Genomic DNA, 21,393 nt, shown 5'->3' with positions numbered 1-21,393 from the left:
AAAACAATGAATAAAAATAAAGAGCTAACTTCACTTAGCAGGCTGCTATATAACTTTTCTCCGCGACAACTGATATTTGCTGTGGTCCTTGGGATGTTATCGGGCGCACTCTATAGTTTGATTATTCCTTTTATTTTGAGTGGATTAGAAAACGGACAACTTGAAGTGTCTGGGTATGTTATTTTGGAAGATGGCTCCGCTGGCTTTTTTGCATTTGTTGCTGCGATATTGTTGACGAAAGTGACATCGGTAATATTTGTGAACAATATTGCAAAGTCAGCGTCTGCCAATTTAAAGTTAAATGTTGCAGAGCGAATACAAGCGCTTGGTGTCGATACCGTTGAGCGTATCGGTTTTTCAAAAATACTGACGATTGTCGTTGACGATGTCAATCGTATTACTGATGCAGCCGTGGCGATACCTATGATGATTGTTTCCTTTGTGACAGTATTAGGCATGCTCACCTACTTAGCCTATCTAAATTTGCAAGTGTTTGCTTTTATTTGTGTGGCGATAGTATTTGGTGTGTTGTTATTTCAATTGCCAGTGTTATTTGCAAAAGGGCTCTACACTCGCTCTCGCGAAGATAAAGACATTTTACAAGAAGGTATCAGAGGACTTATTTTTGGTGCTTATGAAATGAAGCTAAGTCATAGCAAAGGCAGAAAGTTTCTGGCGGAAGAGATTGCAGCACCATTGAGTAGTTCGACTAATAAAGAAAAGAAAGGTGATGCGGTTATCCATTTAGCAGGCAATGCCAGTGAGATGATTTGCTTTTTTGTCATTGGGGGAGTGGTATTTCTTTTACCAAGTGATTTATTAAGTTCAGGCACAAGCGCTTTCGGAGTGGTGATGGCATTACTGTATATTACAGGGCCAATTGCAGGCATATTATCGATGATGCAAACACTAAAAATTGCACAAGTATCATTAGAGCGAATTCATCAATTACAAACGCTTGAGCCAGAGATTTATAGTTTAAACGAGGCTGGTGCAGTTAAAGATGAATGGCAAAAGCTATCTCTCTTAAATGTGCAATATCAATATAAGTCAGATGAATTAGAAGAAACATTTGCGATTAAACCCATTAGTTTAGAGTTCGAAAAAGGTCATATTTACTTTATTGTCGGTGGTAATGGTTCAGGAAAATCAACATTAAGTAAGCTTATTTCATTCCATTATCGTCCAACACAAGGCAGTGTGCAATTTGATGACACGGCGGTAACAGAAACGAATTTGATGGCTGTAAGAGAGCGTGTTGGGGTTATTTTTTCGAATTACCATTTATTTAAGAAGCTTTATATACCTACAGATGATATTGACCAAGATAAAGTAAAACGTTACTTGGATATGTTTAAACTGACCGGAAAAACTGAGCTTATTGGTAATATATTCACAACCACGAAATTGTCTGATGGTCAAAGACGTCGCTTAGCCTTACTTGTGGCTTTGATGGAAGACAAAGATATTTATATTTTTGATGAATGGGCTGCGGATCAAGACCCTGAGTTTAAAGATTTCTTTTATACCGAAGTGCTGCCAGAGCTGAGATCAGCAGGAAAGCTGGTCGTCGCCATTACACATGATGATAGGTACTTCGATTGTGCCGATAAGGTCATAAAAATGGAATCGGGCGCGGTGAAAGAAGTTGAGCAATTCGCGATACGCCAAAGTGAGCCGACGCATTTACCTAGCTTAGCTACCGCCTAAAAAAAGAAGAGCAATTTAGTTATGAATATTAGTACCTTTTTAGATTATTGTCTGAATAATCAAGTGATGTTGAGCGTTGATAACAACCAGTTGAAAGTCAATGCACCAAAAGATGTCTTGCAACTAGAGCAAGTAAATTTCATTAAGGAAAATAAGTCAAAGATCATAGAGATATTGTCGGGACTAGAATTACAAAATGAAAAATCTGTAATGTTCTCTCAGCCCGTTGATGATGGCACTATTATTTCAAAAGGTCAGCGTCAGATGTGGCTGTTAGATCAGGTCACATCTGGTCAACCTTATTGCTTTTTCCGTATTTTGCGCCTGGACGGTCGGTTGGATTATAAAGCATTAAATGAGGCTTTTGCGGTGCTTATTCACCGTCATAAACAATTGCGAACGACTTACCAAGAAAAAGATGGCGTGATAGCGTCAGTATGTTTGGACGATTATTCATTTGCCGTTGAATCTAGTGTGATTCATAAAAATAACAATAGCCAAGCAGCGTTAGATACGCTGATTGCTAACTTCCAAGCTTATGAATTTGATCTGGCATCAGATGTGATGCTTAAAGCACATGTTGCCAGTAAAGGCGACACGGAGCATTACCTACTCATTAAATGTCATCATATTGCAACAGATGGGTGGTCATTAGAACTCATTAACCAAGAACTGAATGTTATTTATAGTGCGCTGGAGTCTGGAAAAACATACAGTTTACCAAGTTTACAGCATGAGTATGGGCATTTTAGTCAATGGCAAAATTATTATCTTAACCACCCGTCTGCTGATGCAGATCGAGCATTTTGGTCTACTTACTTGAATGATGTGTCTGGGCCGTTAAATTTGAGTTGTATGACTAAAGAGGCTAATGCTTCCCTGATTGCCGAGACAATGAGCACGACATTAGATGAGCAGTTAATTTGCAAATTGAAAAAAATGTGTAGTAAGCACAATATGACCATGTATACGTTGCTTCAGTTTGCTTTTACGGTGTTGCTATCAAGGTATAGTCAGCAGCAAGATGTGGTAATTGGGACGCCAGTGGCGAATCGTGATGATGCACAACTACAGTCATTGGTTGGTTACTTTGTTAATACGCTGCCAATTAGGTTTCAAGTGGATGGTCACGTATCTTTTTCAAATAATATACAGCGTTATCAAGATATGCTGAGTGAGGTTATGGAACATAAAGACCTGCCTCTTAATGATATTGTAAATACTGCGTCCATATCAGGAGATTTAGTGACGCAAACTTTGTTTACTTACTCAGCATTTGAGTCGAGTGTAACGACGCTAGGTCGTATGAACATCGATATTTTAGAGCCGACTTATAAAAAGACAGATATAGAACTACATTTAAATTGTATTGAAAATCGTGGTGAAGTTATTTGCCAGTGGCATTATGCAAACACGCTATTTGAACCTTGTTTCATACAGGGTATGTCTGCGCACTTTGTCACTATGTTACAAGGGATTGTAGAGATTGAATCGAGCGAACAGCCGTTATCACAGATAGCATTACTGTCTGATGATGAAATGAATCATCTAATATATGCACACAACGATACTGCAATGGATTATCCAAAGGACAAGTGCATTCATGAATTATTTGAGCAGCACGCACAGGATAATCCGGATAATATTGCGGCGATATTTGACAATGAGACTTTGACTTACAGGGAGCTTAATGAACGGGCAAATCAATTGGCCCACTACTTAGTTGAGCAGCAGGGAGTGACTCCTGATACATTGATTGGGTTATGTGTTGAGCGTTCACTAGAGATGATAATAGGGATACTGGGAATACTTAAAGCTGGTGGTGCGTATGTACCATTAGACCCTAGCTATCCGAAAGAACGGTTAGACTATATGGTAGAAGATGCGGGACTGACAATAATAGTGAGTCATGCACAAGTGAGTGAAGTATTAAGCGGTTACGCAGCTCAAGTGATTCATCTTGATGATAAATCTTCTTATAAAGACCAGAGTATCGAAAATATAGCGAAATCATCACTCGCGCTGACGTCATCTCATTTAGCGTATGTGATATATACTTCAGGCTCGACAGGTCGACCTAAAGGGGTGTTACTACAGCATCAAGGTGCGGTTAATTTATCCTTGAATCAAGCGATGTTGTTTGGTGTATCTTCCAACAGTAGGGTGTTGCACTTTGCGTCGATTAGCTTTGACGCTGCGACCTGGGAGTGGTTGATGGCACTGAATTTTGGTGCGGCGCTCGTGATAGCAAATCAAGAGATGCGACTAAACAGTGAGCTCCTGCTTGAATTTATATTTGAGCAGAAAATTACGCATGCCACGCTACCCCCTGCATTTTTGATGTCGAGCCAATTTAGGCGTGATTTATCATTACAAGCACTGATTGTTGCAGGAGAGCAATGTGCTGATGATATCATTAATACTTGGGGTAAAAGCTATCGGCTATTTAATGCCTATGGCCCCTCTGAAACCTCAGTATGCGCGACAGTAGGGGAGCTAAAGGGATCTCATATTCACATTGGTAATAATTTACGTAATGTCAGTTTGTTTGTACTGGATCATGAGAAAAAGTTGACTCCCAAGGGGATTGTGGGCGAATTATATATAGGGGGAGATGGGCTAGCCCGAGGGTACCTTAATCGTCCAGAGCTGACATCAAAGAGCTTTATCGACAATCCGTATTACGATCAGGGTAAACCAAATAGCTCGGAACGACTATACCGAACTGGAGATTTAGTACGTTACTTATCTGACGATAATTTGGAGTTTATAGGTCGTGTTGATGATCAGGTGAAGATACGAGGCTTTAGAGTAGAGTTGGGAGAAGTTGAAACTCTGTTGTCGGCGCATTCAGGGGTAGATTCAGCGTTGGTAATGGCGAAGGCGTTGGCGGGCAGTCAGCAGCTCGTTGGGTATATTAAGTCAAGTGCTGAGCTTGATGATAGCGAGCGCTTAGAGTTAGTCACACAGGTAAAACGAAGCCTATTAACGCAATTACCGGATTATATGATACCTACGGTGATCATGGTGGTGGGTGAGTGGCCATTGACACTCAATGGCAAAATAGACAAAAAAGCACTGCCATCAATAGACAGTCATTTATTATTAACGACGTATCAAGCTCCTGAGGGCGATGTTGAGCATGCATTGGTGGATATCATTGCCAATGAGCTAAAATTAGAGGCCAATAATGTCAGTGTAACAAGTGGTTTTTATGAATTAGGTGGGCATTCGTTATTGGCATTAAAAATTCAATCAAAACTTAAGCAGGCGGGGTACTTCTTAAATATAAGCGATATTTTGTTGCCGATTTCTTTGCAAGCGTTAGCGAATAAAATGCGAAGATATGATGATCAAGTTGAGCGCTTCGTTCCACCAAAAAATACAATCGATTCATCAGGAAATGCTATAACGGCAGAGCAGTTGAACATGGTTGAACTTTCAGAATCTCAGCTTTCTCAATTGATTAGTAAGGTGCCTGGGGGGAAGGGCAACGTTAGTGATATTTATTCACTTAGTCCGTTACAAGAGGGTATGCTTTTCCACCATATTATGGATAAAGAAGAAGACTTATACCTTTCATCGTTTACCTTACAGTTGCATGATAAAGCGGTACTCGAACGGTTTATTGAGGCAATGAGGGTGCTGGTAAACCGACATGATACATTGAGAACTACTTTTTTCTGGGAAGATTTACCAGAACCAACTCAAGTTGTGTTGAAAGAATGTGAGCTTGAAGTCAGACATTTAACGCTGGATGAGTATGACTCTATTGAAGCTGGTCGTGCACAATTAGAAAGTTACCTCGAATCCAGAATGTGCTTGCAAGAAGGGCCACTGCTTAAACTGAAAGTGGGTAAATGTGAAGGAAAAGCGGAATATATCGTATTGGTTGAGCACCATCATTTAATCATTGATCATATTGGGTTGGATATTATGGTTGAGGAGTTAAGTGCGATTATGGGGCAACAAACCGAACTGCTGCTCCCACCTACGCCTTATCGGAATATAGTGGCGTATGCAAAAATGAAAAATAACGCAAATCAAGGTGTGGCGTACTTTCAAGACAAACTGGCAGGCTTGGAAGATAAAACGGAGGTATTTAGTTCAAAAATAGCGAGTGAGGAGCAAATTTTTAGCCAAAATATAGCACCTTCTACCGCAAAAGTGCTGCGCAATGTATCAAAGCGTATTGGGCAAAATGTTTCATCGATTTTGCATACGGCTTGGTCTTTAGTGGCATCGCAATGTACGAATAATACTGATATTGCGTTTGGTACGGTATTGTCCGGTAGGCTAAACAATTATGCCAGCAGCCAAAGAACAATGGGCATGGCCATTAATACTCTGCCACTTCGAGTATCAGTTGCGGGGCAAAATGTTAAAGACGTTGTGGAACAAGTTTCGGTCAACCTGCAGGAACTGATTGAAGTTGAGCAAACGCCATTATCGTCTGTACTTAACTTAACGCCTTTAGGTTCAGGGCTATTTAACTCAGTTTTAAACTATCGCCACTCACAAGAAATGCAGGGTGAGAATGAGATTATACGTGGATGCAACGTATTGGGCGCGCAAGAAAGAAATAACTACGCTGTATTCATTAATATTGATGACTATGATGCATCTGGTGGCTTTAATATTTCAATTCAAACAGCCAATGGTACCAGTGCTGAAAAGTTGCATGACTATTTTACACGTGCACTGAACGGTCTATTATTGAGCTTAGAGTCTGAGCAAAGTATACCTCTAACTGCGATATCGGTATTACCGGAAAATGAACTGGAACACCTGACACATACACTGAATGAGACGCACAGTGATTACGCAAAAGATATGTGTATCCATGAATTGTTTGAAGAACAAGTGAGAGCCAACCCAAGCCATATTGCAGTGGTGTTTGAGGGCATTGAATTTACTTATAATGAGTTGAATGAAAAAGCCAATCAATTGGCACATGCATTAGTCACAGACTATCAAGTTACACCCGACACGCTGATTGGACTGAGTGTTGAGCGATCATTGGAAATGGTGGTTGGGGTGTTGGCTATCTTAAAAGCGGGTGGGGCGTATGTGCCGCTTGATCCAAGTTACCCGTTAGAACGCTTAAAGTTTATGGTTGAAGATGCTGATGTTCATTTGATATTGACTCAATCGACTTTTAGCGAGCTTCACCGTGAGTTTAGCGCGCAAGTGATTGAGATTGATGACTTGTGTACTACACAGGCGAGCACAAATTCAATGTTTGGCCATTTACCAGTCAACAATTTGAATCGCAAAGCCCAAGCGCTAACGTCAAACCATTTGGCATATGTTATTTATACATCAGGATCAACTGGCAAACCAAAAGGTGTATTAGTTGAGCATCGAGGTGTTGTTAATTATTTATGTCATGCGAAGAAATATTGGCAGCCGGACCATAAAGGGGCTGTAGTGAGCTCTCCACTGAGCTTTGATGCAACGGTGACAAGTTTATTAACACCGTTAGTATCGGGTAAAGAGCTGGTGGTTTTGCCTGAGGACATGCTGCGTACCTTTGAGTTGTTATCTTGGTACTTATTTGAGCAAGGCGATAGTTGGATGTTTAAAATAACGCCAACGCATTTAGATGGTTTATTCCCATTTTTCACCAATGAGACACCATGTCTGCATGCACATAGCATTGTGATTGGTGGTGAACAGCTAACAACAGCAATAGTAAACAAATGGCAAGGTGAATGCCTACCAAATGCGACATATATTAATGAATATGGACCAACGGAAACGGTGGTTGGTTGTACAACTTATTCCGTCAGTGATGTACGTGATTTGGCACAGTGTAGTGCGAGTGTATTAATAGGTCGGCCAATAAACAATACTCAGCTCTACGTGCTTAATAACGGTATTCAAGCACCTCTCGGTGTTATAGGTGAATTATGCATTGCGGGTGATGGGGTGACACGAGGTTATCTGAATCGCTCAGATTTGACTGAAGAAAAGTTCACCACTTTTACAACTGAATCTGGTAAATCGGAACGTATTTATCGAAGTGGGGATATGGTTCGATATATATCAGATGGCAATTTAGAATTTATTTGTCGAGCAGATGATCAAGTGAAAATACGTGGTTTTAGAATCGAAATCGGTGAAGTTGAAGCACAGCTTGCGCAATTAGAGTGGGTAGATTCTGCTTTCGCAATGATGCAATACGTGGATGGGCAACCGCTATTGAGCGGGTATGTAAAACTGCATAGCCATATGCAGGGGGATGCGTTAACTGATAATTATGCCTCCCAGATTAAGTCTGCGTTGATGCAACGTTTACCAGATTATATGGTGCCCAATGCAATTGTGATTGTGGATGAGTGGCCATTAACACCCAATGGTAAAGTAGATAAAAAAGCGCTACCCGAACCACAAGGGGGTGCACACGAAGGTATATATACGGCACCAGAAACAGACACTGAGAAAGCGCTTGTCGCGATTTGGGCAGAGTTACTTAACTTAGAGACGAGTAAAATTAGCACGACAGCAAGCTTTTTTGACTTAGGAGGCCATTCACTGTTGATGGTTCGACTATTTAGTCATATTCAAAGCGAATTCGGCTTGTCGTTAGACTTAAAAGTACTGTATGACACGCCTTATATAAAAGAATTGGCACAGCTGTGTGATGTGATAATAACAAAACAGCAATTAAAAGAACGTTTAACGCAACGTGTTGAAAGTGAAATGGAAGAGGTCGAGTTTTAAAATGAATGCAAAAAATATAATTAATACATTAGCGATGTCGGATATTGATCTTTATTTAGACGATAATAATCAACTTAAAGCAAAAGCGCCAAAAGGGGCTATCACCATTGAGCTGCGTGATTTAATCAAAAATAACAAGGCAATTTTGGTTGATTACCTTATACAATTGGCTGAGATGTACAGTGAACAAACTGAGGGTGACCAGATCAAGGCGTTTGATCGACCGACGGGCAAAGCAAAGGTGTCATTTGCGCAGCAACGCTTGTGGTTTATTGATAACCTGCAAAGTGGGTCACCAGAATATAATATGCCAATGGCTTTCGATGTTAAAGGAACGCTTGATAGCACGCTGTTAAATGCTGTGTTTAGTACCATTATCGAACGACATGAAGTGCTACGTACTGTATATCTTAAAGAAGACGGACAAATATTACAGCAAGTTCAGAATATGGCTGAGGCGAATTTTAGTATTCAGCAAGAAGATTTAACCCATCTCACGGATGAGACTCAAGATCACGCGATACAAGCACTGATTGACGCAGATATTACGACACCATTCGATCTTGAAAGTGACTTAATGCTGCGAGTCTGTTATTTGAAGAAAACAGAGCAATCCGGGGTATTACTGTTTAATATGCATCATATTGCTTCAGATGGCTGGTCAGTCGAGGTGTTAACAAAAGAGTTTTTGACGCTGTATCATGCTTACTATTTAAATCAAGATAACCCATTACCAGCGCTTGATATTCAATATGCCGATTATGCTCAGTGGCAGCGTGAATACCTAGAAGGTGAGGTGCTAGAAAAGCAGTTGGGGTATTGGGAAAAGCAACTAGATGAGGTCCCTGCGGTTCATTCATTACCGCTTGATCATGCTCGCCCAGTTAATAAACAGCAAGCGGCATCGGTGGTAAGAGGCACATTACCGAGTCATATTGCAAAGCAGCTTATGTCTGTCGCTCAAGACTATCAGTTGACGCCATTCATGCTATTGCATGGTGCACTCTCTTTATTACTATCTCGCCATAGTAATACCCATGATATTGTGATCGGCACGCCAGTAGCCAATAGGTTGCAAACACAATTAGAGCCTTTGATTGGCTTCTTTGTTAATACGTTAGTACTCAGGGCGAGTACGGAACATAACTCACTGACTGACTTCTTTTCACACATTAAGCAGGTGCACCTAGATGCACAATCAAATCAGGACGTGCCTTTTGAACAATTGATCGATCATATTAAAGTCCCAAGGAGTAAAGCATATAATCCGTTGTTTCAGATAATGATGACCACGAGTACCAGCTATGGTATCGATGGTGAAAATGGCATTGATTCATTTCAATTGCCTAATGTGGAGTTAAGCGCCAATGCATCTGATCTTATTCAGGTCAAATTTGACCTCGATATTGACTTAAATATCAGTGATGAGGGCGTTGGGCTACGATGGACGTATGATGTTAGCTTATTTACAGAGCAACATATTAAAGAGTTGAATGAGCATCTGTGTACTTTATTAACAGGGTTGAGCCAAACTCCATCAACTCAATCACCACAGACAGTGCCTATGTTATCAGCAGCGCAAACGCGCCATTTGATACATGATTTAAATGACAATGAAATGAACTACTCAACAGGTAAATGTATTCATGAATTGTTTGAGCACCAGGCGCAAGAGAACCCAGATAATATTGCTGTTGTGTTTGAGGACCAGCAATTAACGTATAAACAATTGAACGAAAAAGCGAATCAATTGGCGCATTATATCCACGCTAATCATAGTATAACACCTGACACTTTCATTGGTTTATGTGCTGAGCGCTCGGTTGAAATGGTCATTGGTATTTTGGGAATTTTAAAAGCTGGTGGTGCTTATGTACCGTTAGATCCTGACTATCCTCAATCACGTCTGAATTACATGCTAGAAGACGCCCAGTTAAGCTTAGTATTGTGTCAATCTCAAGTGCAGGATGTGTTATCCGATTTCCAAGGGACGATTGTACCATTGGATAATTTGGGAGAAGTTGCAGCTGCTCACGTTACGCATGTATTCACGCAATACTCGAAAGAAAACGTGTTACCAAGCACGATAAATTTAACCGCATCTAATCTGGCATATGTTATTTACACGTCAGGTTCAACAGGTCAGCCTAAAGGCGTTATGATTGAACATGAGTCACTGGTTTATTCGACTGAATGCCGATATGAAACATACACTGAGTTCACGAGCTTTTTGCTGATTTCGTCGATGTCGTTTGATAGTTCAGTTGCAGGTATTTTTTCCACTTTATGTGGCGGTGCAAAGCTATGTTTACTGAGCACACATAACAAGGGTGACACCTCATATATTGTGAACCAGTTAAAAGCGCATGAAATCAGCCATTTATTGATGGTGCCGAGCTTCTATGACTTGATACTTAATGAAGTCGACAGTACCACACTACCCGCATTGAAAGGGGCAATTGTTGCTGGGGAAAGTTGTTCAAAGAATGTGGTTGAAAAACATTACCAAAAGTTTGCTAATCAACAAGTTGTGTTGTTTAACGAATATGGTCCAACGGAAGCGACGGTGTGGAGTACGGTTGCATCGCTCAACTGTCGTGATGATGTCAGTATTGGTAAAGCTCTGCCCGGTAAATCACTATTTATCATGCACAATAATATGCTGGTGCCATATGGTGGTATCGGTGAACTTCATATTGGCGGAAATGGATTAGCGCGTGGTTATCTAAATCGCCCTGATTTGACAGCTGAACGCTTCATTACGAACCCGTTTTACGATGAAAACACCACAAACAGCTCAACTCATTTATATAAAACGGGGGATCTAGTGCGCTATTTGCCAGACGGTAACCTTGAATTTATAGGCCGTTCTGACGATCAGGTGAAAGTCCGTGGATTTAGAATCGAGCTTGGCGAGGTTGAAGCACAATTAGAAAAATTAGCACTGGTGAATTCAGCACTTGTCACAACACATAAAGTGGCAGGTTCACAGCAGTTAGTGGGCTATGTTAAAGCACAGCACGATACAGAAACAGAACAGTGGGATATATTGGTTGCTGACATTAAAATGGCATTAGGAAAACAGCTCCCAGATTATATGGTGCCGAGCTTCATTATTTTGGTAGATGAATGGCCATTAACTGCTAACGGTAAAATGGATAAAAATGCATTGCCACATCCTGGGGATGTTGTGCGTAATGAGGTTTTTGTTAGCGCTAAGAATGACATAGAAAAAACACTAATGGCTATTTGGTGTGACTTACTAGAGCTAGAAAAAGTGTCAACGCATAGTAATTTCTTTGAAATGGGTGGTAACTCTTTATTGAGTATTACTTTGCAAAAAGTCATACAGGAACGCTTGGACTTAGAAGTTGAGCTCACTGATATATTTGAATATCCAACGATACATAGTTTATCGCAATTCTTATCAGATGATTGCGCAGCAGAAGAGGAAGCGTTACCGTCTAAATCAGCAAGAACAGTTGAGTTAGGCAATACCGACATAGCTGTTATTGGTATGGCAGGGCGATTCCCAGGGGCTGATAATGTCGATAAATTTTGGGAAAATATTCGCTCAGGGGAAGAATCAATACAGTTTTTCAGTGATGAAGAATTAAAGGCTGCGGGCGTTGATCCTCTCGTACTTCAAGATCCACACTATGTGAAATCGATGGACGTGTTAGATAACATTGCCGATTTTGATGCGAAACATTTCGATTTTACACCTCGAGAGGCTGAGTTATTAGATCCGCAGCACCGACTTATGCTTGAAGTTGCTTCTGATGCATTAGAGCACTCAGGGTATGGTGACAGGTCACAGCCGAAGGATGTGGGTGTTTTTGTTGGTGTGACGGACAGTGCCTATTTAATAGAGAATCTAATTTCCAACCCAGATGTAGTTGGTGGAGCAGCGCAGAGCCTTGTTTCTAGCACGAGTGCAGGCTTCTTAGCCACAAAGTTGTCATATAAATTGAACTTAACGGGGCCGAGTTTAAATGTATTATCAGCTTGCTCCTCTTCACTGGTTAATGTGCATCAAGCATGTAATAGCTTACTGCTTAATGAGTGTGATATGGCATTGGCTGGTGGTGCGCGCTTAGCGTCATTAAAACCAGACGGTTACTCTTATGTTGAAGGGGGCGTAAATTCATCTGATGGGCATTGTCGACCTTTTGATGTGAATGCATCGGGTACTCGCGGTGGCAGTGGTGGGTGCGTACTTTTACTGAAACGCTTAGATAAAGCACTGGCCGATCAAGATACGATTCATGCTGTGATCAAAGGGACCGCGGTAAATAATGATGCGGCTCAGAAAGTCGGCTATATGGCGCCGAGTATTTCGGGACAAACGGCGGTAATTAAAAAGGCGATGGATAATGCCAATGTTGATGCAGAGTCAATTCAGTATCTTGAGGCGCATGGAACAGGGACTAAAATAGGGGACCCTATTGAAGTTAAGGCTTTGCAAAAAGCCTATAAAACACCACAGAAAAGTTATTGTGCATTGGGGTCAGTAAAGGCGAATATTGGCCACTTAGATGTTGCTGCAGGTACTGCTGGCATGATTAAAGTGGTTGAAGCAATGAAAAATAAGCAGATCCCACCGAGCATTAACTTTACACAAAGTAATACTCAGATAAATTTTGAGAAGACACCTTTTTATATTAACAAGGACTTGAAAACGTGGGAATGTGAAGAGAATGCAGTAAGACGCGCTGGTATTAGCTCTTTTGGAATTGGAGGCACAAATGCGCATGTGATTATGGAGCAGGCTCCAGAGGTAGCACCGAGTACCTCACCACGAGATACTTGGCTGATACCTATTTCGGCAAAATCTCCTACGGCAGTCAAAACGGCATGTCACAATTTAGTCCATCATTTAGAGCAGCAAACAGAGCGTAGCGTAAGTATGCACGACATTGCATACACATTGCAGGTTGGCAGAACACAGTATGAATACAGTACTCACGTGTCTTGTCAGTCGATAGAGGATGCAATTAGTCAATTAAAAGACAATCCAAAGGTTGTGAAAAATGAAGGTGACAACCGCTCAATTATATTTATGTTCCCTGGACAAGGGGCGCAATATGTAGATATGGCGAAGCAACTTTATATCAATGAGCCAACGTTTAAAGCACAATTTGACCAATGTGCACAGCACTTAGCATTATTATCAGGAGAATCTCTAGAAGCGATTATTTATCCGAGTGAGAATGGTTCAGTGACCACGGATATGGCGCAGACACTATTAAATCAAACGCATATCACTCAACCCGCGCTATTTACAATCGAGTATAGCTTGGCGAAGCTATTACAGTCTTGGGGCATCGAGCCTGATGCGATGATAGGACATAGTATCGGGGAATATGTTGCAGCGTGCTTGGCAGGTGTGTTTACACTTGATGATGCGTTAAAGTTGGTGAGTGCAAGAGGGCAGCTCATGCAACAAGCTGCGCCAGGCAGCATGTTATCCATATCGATGGCAGCGGAGCATTTACGTCCGCTGTTGGTTATGACTGGCACATGTATGGCAGGAGTAAACTCTGCTAATAACTGTGTTGCATCGGGTAGCAAAGAAGATTTGACACATTTAGAGAAACTACTGGATGAGCGCAATATTAGCTATCGCCCATTACATACTTCGCACGCATTTCATTCAAAAATGATGGATGTCATTTTAGATGAATTCTTACAAGTGATTAAAGGTGTAGCGTTGCACGCACCCGTTATGCGTTATGTGTCAAACCTTACGGGTCAGTTTATTACGGCTGAGCAAGCTCAGGATCCACACTATTGGGCGAATCACTTAAGAGGCACAGTGCTATTTGCGGATGGGATTGAGACGATTTTGTCTGACGATGAAGATTTATGTTCTGCGAAGGTCATGATTGAAGTTGGGCCTGGTAGAAGTTTATCTACATTAGCGCGAAAGAGCGCGCAGGCGCGGGAACATGTCATCGTACCCACGACACGACATCCGAATGAATCGACTTGTGATGTCGTTAGCCTACAAAATACGATAGGCAAACTGTGGAGTAATGGTATTAATGTTAATTGGGATGCATTCAATTTGGGTCAGCGCGGACGTCGAGTCCCTTTACCTACCTACCCATTTGAAAAAACACGTTATTGGATAGAGGCGGGAAGCGTATTACCAACTACCCGAGTTAACAATCCGAATGCCAAATTACCTTCAGATATGTGGTGGTCAGTGCCGACATGGAAACAAAAAGCGGCAGTTAAACAGGGGAAAATGCAGCTCGATACAGCATTAAAATCTTGGCTGCTCATCATGGATACTGAAGGTGTTGCAGAGCAGCTATCGGCACATTTACATTCACTTGGTCACACGGTGGTATGCGCGTATCCGGGTGATACATTCAGTTACCTTGGTGAGAACAATTACACTTTTGATATGAGCCAAGAGGCGGAACATTACACATTACTTGATGCTGTGAATGCACGTACTCCGCTGACTCGTTTAGTACACCTAACGAGCATATCGTCTGGTGCACAGAACCCTTCAGATGATATGGATAGTTTTTGGAGTACGCAGCAAAGCGGGGCCTTAAGTGCTTTATATTTTATGAAGGCAATTGTTAAAGCTGACCTGAGTACTGATATTGCGGTGGATTGTATTACCAATGAGATTGAAAGTGTGACAGGGGAGGAGTTGATTAACCCAGGACAAGCAACCATAACCAGTTTATGTAAGGTGGCGCCGCAAGAATACCCTGATCTATCATGTCGTCATATTGATATTCAACTGCAACCACATCGGGGTGATACATATTTGACTCGTTTAGGTAAGAGGCTATCTACTGAACTTATGTCAATACAGCGCAGTACAACGGCTGCATTGAGAGGCTCACAGTATTGGGAGAAGCAATATGAACAAACTCACATCGCAGCTGATGCGCCAGCGGCACATACGCTTAAAGATAATGGCGTCTATTTGATCACCGGTGGGTTGGGTAACATAGGTTTACTGCTCGCGGGGTATATTAGTAAAACGGTAAGCAACCCTAAATTAGTGCTCGTCGGTCGTTCGGAGTTTCCACAACGGAGTGAGTGGAGGGGCTTAATACAAAGTCAACCAGAATCAAAGGTCTGTGAGCGTATTAATCAGATTCAACAGATAGAATCGAGAGGGGCTCAAGTGTCAGTAATGGCTGCAGATTCAGCGGAATTGACACAAATGGAAGCAGTATTCAATGCGGTTGAACGTGATTTTGGCAAGGTAAACGGTATTATTCATGCTGCAGGGCAGCTACATGGGTCAATGACAGCTTTAGTTGAAACAACGGAGCAGGACTTTGAACAACAATATAGTTCAAAGGTCGCGGGTGTTATGGTACTGGACAAGTTATTGCGCAATCGAAATGTCGATTTTTGCCTACTGATGTCTTCGTTGTCGTCAGTGCTCGGCGGATTGGGTTTCAGTGCTTATGCGGCTGCAAATATTTATATGGATGCGTTTGTACAAAACAAACATATTCAAGAAGATGAGCGATGGATCAGTGTTAATTGGGATGGCTGGGACTTTTCAGGTGAAGCCGCGAATAATATCGGCTTTTCAATGACTCCCGAAGAAGGTGAGACCGCTTTTAGTCAGTTGCTATCTATGTCGTACTATCCGCAATTAGTTCACTCAACCGGTGCGTTGGATAGTCGTTTAAAACAGTGGGTTGACAAGGTACCTAGCGAGTCACAACAAACGTTATATGAACGACCAGAACTTGACAGTGATTATGTTGAACCAAGCAACGAGATAGAGCAAAAGCTGGTTGCTATCTGGCAAGATGTTTTGGGTATTGAACAAATAGGCACCGAAGATAACTTTTTTGACCTCGGAGGCGACTCTTTAGTTGTGACGCGCGTAATTAGTGAAGTGAGGAAAACTTTTTCAGTCGGAGAGTCTGTTGTATCTATCTCGGAATTTTTTGAACAGCCAGTGATTAAGCACTTAGCTAAAAAAGTGGCGATTGAGCTGGAGGATACTCAAGTTGAGAGTAAGAAAGCGCAATTATTAGAAGCGGGTAAAGCTGTAGAAGAAGGAACATTTTAATGAATTCACCACAACAAATTATCGCACATGCAGAAGCTTGTAATATTGTACTTTATCTTAAAGGTTCGCAGCTGGCTTATATTAGCGAGGAAGGCGAGTTTCCAGAAAGTTTAAAGTCATTGATCAGAAATAATAAAAATGAAATTAGCTCTTATTTACAAAAACAAGAGCAGGAGAAGCAGCAAGCACAAGATAAAACACGCATTATACCGGTTGATAAAAAAGCGGTATTGCCTTTGTCTTTTGCGCAGCAAGGACTCTGGTTTATTGATCAGTTAGAAGGGGGAAGTAGCCAATATAATATTCATGCTGCGTTTGGCTTAAAAGGCGAGATTAACTTAGCGGCAGTACAATGGGCATTGAATGTATTAATCGAACGGCATGAAGTGCTGCGAACGGTATATATTGAGAAAGAAGGTGAAGTGCGTCAATTGGTGCAGTCATTGCAGCATATGGAGTTGCCACTTATTGACTTGAGTGAATATTCTGAAATGGATCAGAGAGCCCAAGTACAGCAGTGGTCTGCCAAAGAGATGAATCAAGTCTTCAATTTACAAGCTGATTTAATGTTGAAGGCAAAAGTGCTGAAACGCACTGATCACGACCATGTGTTGTTGTTTACACTTCATCATATAGCGTCAGATGCATGGTCTCAGGCGATTATGATTGGTGAATTTATTACCTTGTATGATAGCTATTGTAAAAAGCTGCCAAACACCTTGCCACCGATTGATATTCAATATTGTGACTATGCACATTGGCAACGCAACCACTATACAGATGAAAAGATCGCCGATCAGTTGGTTTTTTGGAAGGAAATGCTAGCAGGGGCGCCGTATAGTCACTCCCTACCATTTGACCGGCCTAGAGCGCAGCATCAAAAATTTGCCGGTGACACATACTCATGGTTTATTGGTAATGAGACGATGAATGATTTGAAGTCGATAGCCAAAGCCAATCAGTCAACTTTGTTTATGTTGTTGTATAGTGCCTTTTCTGTGTTGATTGGGCGTTGGAGTCAGACTCGAGATGTGGTAATCGGGAGCCCAATTGCAGGTCGGGCTCATCCTCAAGTCGCGCCAATGATTGGCTATTTTATCAATAGCATGATGTACCGTAGTCAGTGGGAAGAAGGTGAGAGTTTCTCTTCTTTATTATCGAGAAATCGACAAAACACCTTATCGGCCTTTGATAATCAGGATATTCCGTTTGATTCATTGGTAGATAAATTAAAAATCCCTAGGGAACTTAGCCATAGTCCGTTATTTCAAATAATGTTTACATTGCAAAATACGGAACAATCAGAGTTTAAGCTTGCTGACTTGGATACCTATCCGGTTATGGGTGAAAACTCGCTAACGAAATATGATCTTCAAATGGTCGCGGAGGAAGATGACGCGGGGATGTGGCTTAACTTAACCTATTCGACGGACTTATTTGATATACAAACAATCAAAGGGTTGTCTGAAAGCTTTGATTTGGTTTTAAAGCAGTTATCAAAAAGCGTGGATATGGATATTGAACATATTGCACTGTCTCCTAAAGTTAAGGCTTTGAATAAGCAGAATTTAAATAGTGGCTTAGATTCAGTGAATGAATTGTTTGAGCAAGTGGCGCACTCGAAGCAGGAAGCAATTGCAATTCAAGATAACGATGAATGGATCAGTTATCAGCAGCTCAACGGTAAAGCTAATCGATTAGCAAGATACTTAATCGCCCAAGGCTTAATTAGCGGTCAAACGGTTGATGTCTGTTTAGCGCAAAATATTCAATGCTATGTGGTATTGTTAGCTGTGCTAAAGGCGGGTGGGGTGTATGCTTATCATGAACTAAAACAGTATGAAACACTGTCAGAGCAGTATAAATGTCTACATTCTGGTAACATGTTAATTCATGCAAATAAGCTTGCTAAGACATGCAATAAAACGAGTTTAATTATAGATGAATCTCTTTATGTTGAATATGACGACGATGATTTAGACTTTAGTGAAGTGATTTTGAGTGAAGGGGATCCTGCCATTGAAAGCGGCTGTGGCAATGGTACTCAGGTTAGCCATGGTACGGTATGTGCGCAAATATTGAGACAACAAAAAAGTATGGCCCTGACTGATGAGTCTTCTTTGTTGATTTTACCCACTTCCTCAAATCTGTGTGTAACAGAGTGGCTCAGTGGTTTAACGGCAGGTGCCAAATTAGTGCTACATGATAATCAATATGCATTGAGAGATGTATTAATCTCTAAAGAAATCAGCCATGTGACGTTAACACCCTCGCTATTGGCAGAGTTGCCCTGTCGCAATGATTATAATCTTGAACAGGTATCTGTGGTAGCTGAGCATGGATGCCAAAACTTAGTGTGGCAGTGGAGCGCACTTTACCCCGTAAATACGGTACTCAATGTTGACATGGTGACCTACATTAGTGCAGGACAAGTCGTTACTGGAGAGCCAATAAATTTAGGCCATATTTGCGACAATGATCAGACTAAAGTTTTATACAAAAATGCAGCACCTGTACCACAGGGCGCAGTTGGGCATCTTTATACTTCAGGCGTATCAGGTAAAGGCTTGTATGATAGTGAATTACAGGTGAGACAGCTGAACAATGGCACATTATCGATTATTGATTATAAAGACGGCAGTGTGACTCGTGAAAGTCTAGAGTTAGAAGCGGCTGTGTCATCAAACAAAGCGGTCCGTCAAGTTGTTGTGTATGAAAATATTGTGTATGCAAGTTTCATTAATAATAATGACGATATGCAAGGGCAACTCAGTCGACTCGAAAAGTTGGTTAAAGATGCATCGCCTACTTACTTACTGCCTAAAAATTGTGTTGTTGTTGAGCGTATGCCATTGCTGAGCAACGGAAAAATTGATAAAAAGAGACTGAGTGAGCAATCTGCTTTTTGGAAAAAAGAGATTAAAGGTTTTCCAACTCCTGAACATATTATGAGCAAAAGTCAACATGTTGGAGAGGGAGTGCTCACGCGTGATCTTTTATTAGACAAACAAGTATCTATTGCATTAGAGACATTAGCATGTCAGTATAATGTTTCTATGGCCTCAGCTTTTTCAGTTATTTTTAATATGGCCTTAGCAATTCATTTAGAAAGTACATGTGTATTAAACACCGTTTCTGGCTTACCAATAGCTGGTTCATCGTCTGGTTTTATTTTTAATCAGTTTGATAACAGTGGCACTGTGCAAACTAATATGATTGAAACATTGAATAAGTTACATCATGATTTGGAAAATGGTTTTGTAGAGCAAACGTGGATAACTCAGGAATATAATAAATTCCATCGAGTGACATTGAAAAACATATTTGACTACCGATTAGATTTCAATTTGAACAACTTAATAAAAGAGTCACAAGGTGGTTTGACAGTAAATAAATGTCCAGTCAGTTTGTTAATTACGAATATAAATTCGCAATTAGTGAGTGGTGTTTGGTCATTAGAAGGCAGTACATTTAATCAAACAGAGCTTACAAAATTAGAAAAAGTGATTGAGCTGTTGATATTGGGTGAGCAGTCAAGTTTAACGTTAACTATGGTTAAAGCACAGCTAGATCAACATGCTCGTAGTAAGTTACGTTCGGCTAAGCGTAAATTTAAGCCTGTGAAAAATAAAAAACAATTCCCAATTGAAGGAAACGTAGCATGAGTTTTAACAAGTGGCGAAACAAAAGCTCGGAAACGAAAACATCAAAGAGTTCGGTGGTTTCTAGGGTCTTTTTAGATGAGTCGCCGACCTTGCCAATCGTATATAAATGTCATGTACCTAACGTTGATTTACCAACATGGTACAATCAGAATGAGCAGCAGGTATTAAAGGATTTAGCTGACTTTGGTGCTGTACTGTTCAGAGGTTTTAATATTCATAGTGAAGAAGACTTTCAGGCATTTGTTGCCCAAGGTATTAAAGAGACAGCAAAATATGTGGAGGGGGCAACACCGAGAACCAAGCTCGCTAAAGGTGTGTATACTGCAACAGAATTCCCAGCAGACCAAGAGATCTCCTTACACAATGAGCTTTCATATGTTACTGAACCACCTAACAAATTAGCATTTTGTTGCTTAGATGCCCCTGATGAAGGGGGGCAAACCCAGTTAGTTGATGTTCGTAAAGTACTTAACCGCATTGGTAGTGAGATTGCATCCGAATTCGAAAAGCGCGATGGCTGGTTGTTACGCAGAAACTATGGCAATGGATATGGCCCAAGCGTTGAGAAAGCATTCGGGATGGATGACATTGAAGAGATTAAGGCCTATGGAGAAAAAGTAGATCTTAAAGTCACTCAATTAGCAGCAGATAAAGTGGTAACCGAACAAGTGAGAAAGGCCGTGCATGCTCACCCTGTAAGTGGTGAAAATGTTTGGTTTAATCATATTTCGTTTTGGCATACAAATACGTTGTGCCCAGATGTTAAAGCGAGAATGGAAGAAGATTTATCGCTTGCTGAATTTCCATATTCTACGAGTTATGGTGATGGGAGCGCAATTGATGATGATACAGTGGAAGCGATCCGTTTGGCATATCTCGAAGAAGAAGTTAAATTTGACTGGGTTGCGGGAGACGTACTACTACTTGATAACTGGCTGGTCGCACACGGTAGGAAACCGTTTAAAGGGGACCGTAAAGTGTTGGTTGCGATGGGGTAACAGTGATGATGCGTTAATGTCTCACGCATGAGAGGTTGACGCATTTTTTATTGAAACTTAAGTTTTTCTAATTGATTTATATTCTAATAAGTATTAATTGACTTGAGTTTTTAATTGAAATATATTTAATAATTGATTATGTACAATAATATAAAATAAATGCGATGAATATACTTTCAAGAAAGATAATCCCACTTGTCTTATTTTGTTAGTGTTGTTTTCTAAT

General features: G+C 40.9%; 5 protein-coding genes. All 5 read left to right on the top strand.

From position 1 onward, the window contains the following. Positions 1-6 precede the first annotated feature (6 nt). Genes PAUR_RS18160 through PAUR_RS18140 form a run of 5 tightly spaced genes read left to right on the top strand, consistent with a single transcriptional unit; the run spans position 7 to position 21,167 of the window. The gene (locus PAUR_RS18160; protein ID WP_192509142.1) at positions 7-1,710 is read left to right on the top strand and encodes a cyclic peptide export ABC transporter; all 1,704 of its coding nucleotides are present in this window, start codon (positions 7-9) and stop codon (positions 1,708-1,710) included. A 21-nt stretch (positions 1,711-1,731) separates the two neighbouring features. Then, complete coding sequence (locus PAUR_RS18155; RefSeq protein WP_192509141.1) at positions 1,732-8,436, top strand: non-ribosomal peptide synthetase; 6,705 nt, start codon at positions 1,732-1,734, stop codon at positions 8,434-8,436. Between the two features lies 1 nt (position 8,437). Next, positions 8,438-16,504, top strand: a complete 8,067-nt coding sequence (locus tag PAUR_RS18150; protein ID WP_192509140.1) for a non-ribosomal peptide synthetase/type I polyketide synthase — start codon at positions 8,438-8,440, stop codon at positions 16,502-16,504. Next, positions 16,504-20,169: a condensation domain-containing protein gene (locus PAUR_RS18145; protein ID WP_192509139.1), complete on the top strand. Its 3,666-nt coding sequence runs from the start codon at positions 16,504-16,506 to the stop codon at positions 20,167-20,169. The genes PAUR_RS18150 and PAUR_RS18145 overlap by 1 nt, the downstream gene beginning before the upstream one ends. Then, on the top strand, positions 20,166-21,167 hold the full coding sequence (locus PAUR_RS18140) for a TauD/TfdA family dioxygenase (RefSeq protein WP_192509138.1): 1,002 nt from the start codon (positions 20,166-20,168) through the stop codon (positions 21,165-21,167). The genes PAUR_RS18145 and PAUR_RS18140 overlap by 4 nt, the downstream gene beginning before the upstream one ends. The last annotated feature ends 226 nt before the right edge of the window (positions 21,168-21,393 follow it).

The sequence above is a fragment of the Pseudoalteromonas aurantia 208 genome, from assembly GCF_014858725.1.
GTDB lineage: Bacteria > Pseudomonadota > Gammaproteobacteria > Enterobacterales > Alteromonadaceae > Pseudoalteromonas > Pseudoalteromonas aurantia.
Note: the sequence above shows the minus strand (reverse complement) of the source record. Positions and strands in the feature narration are given on the sequence as shown.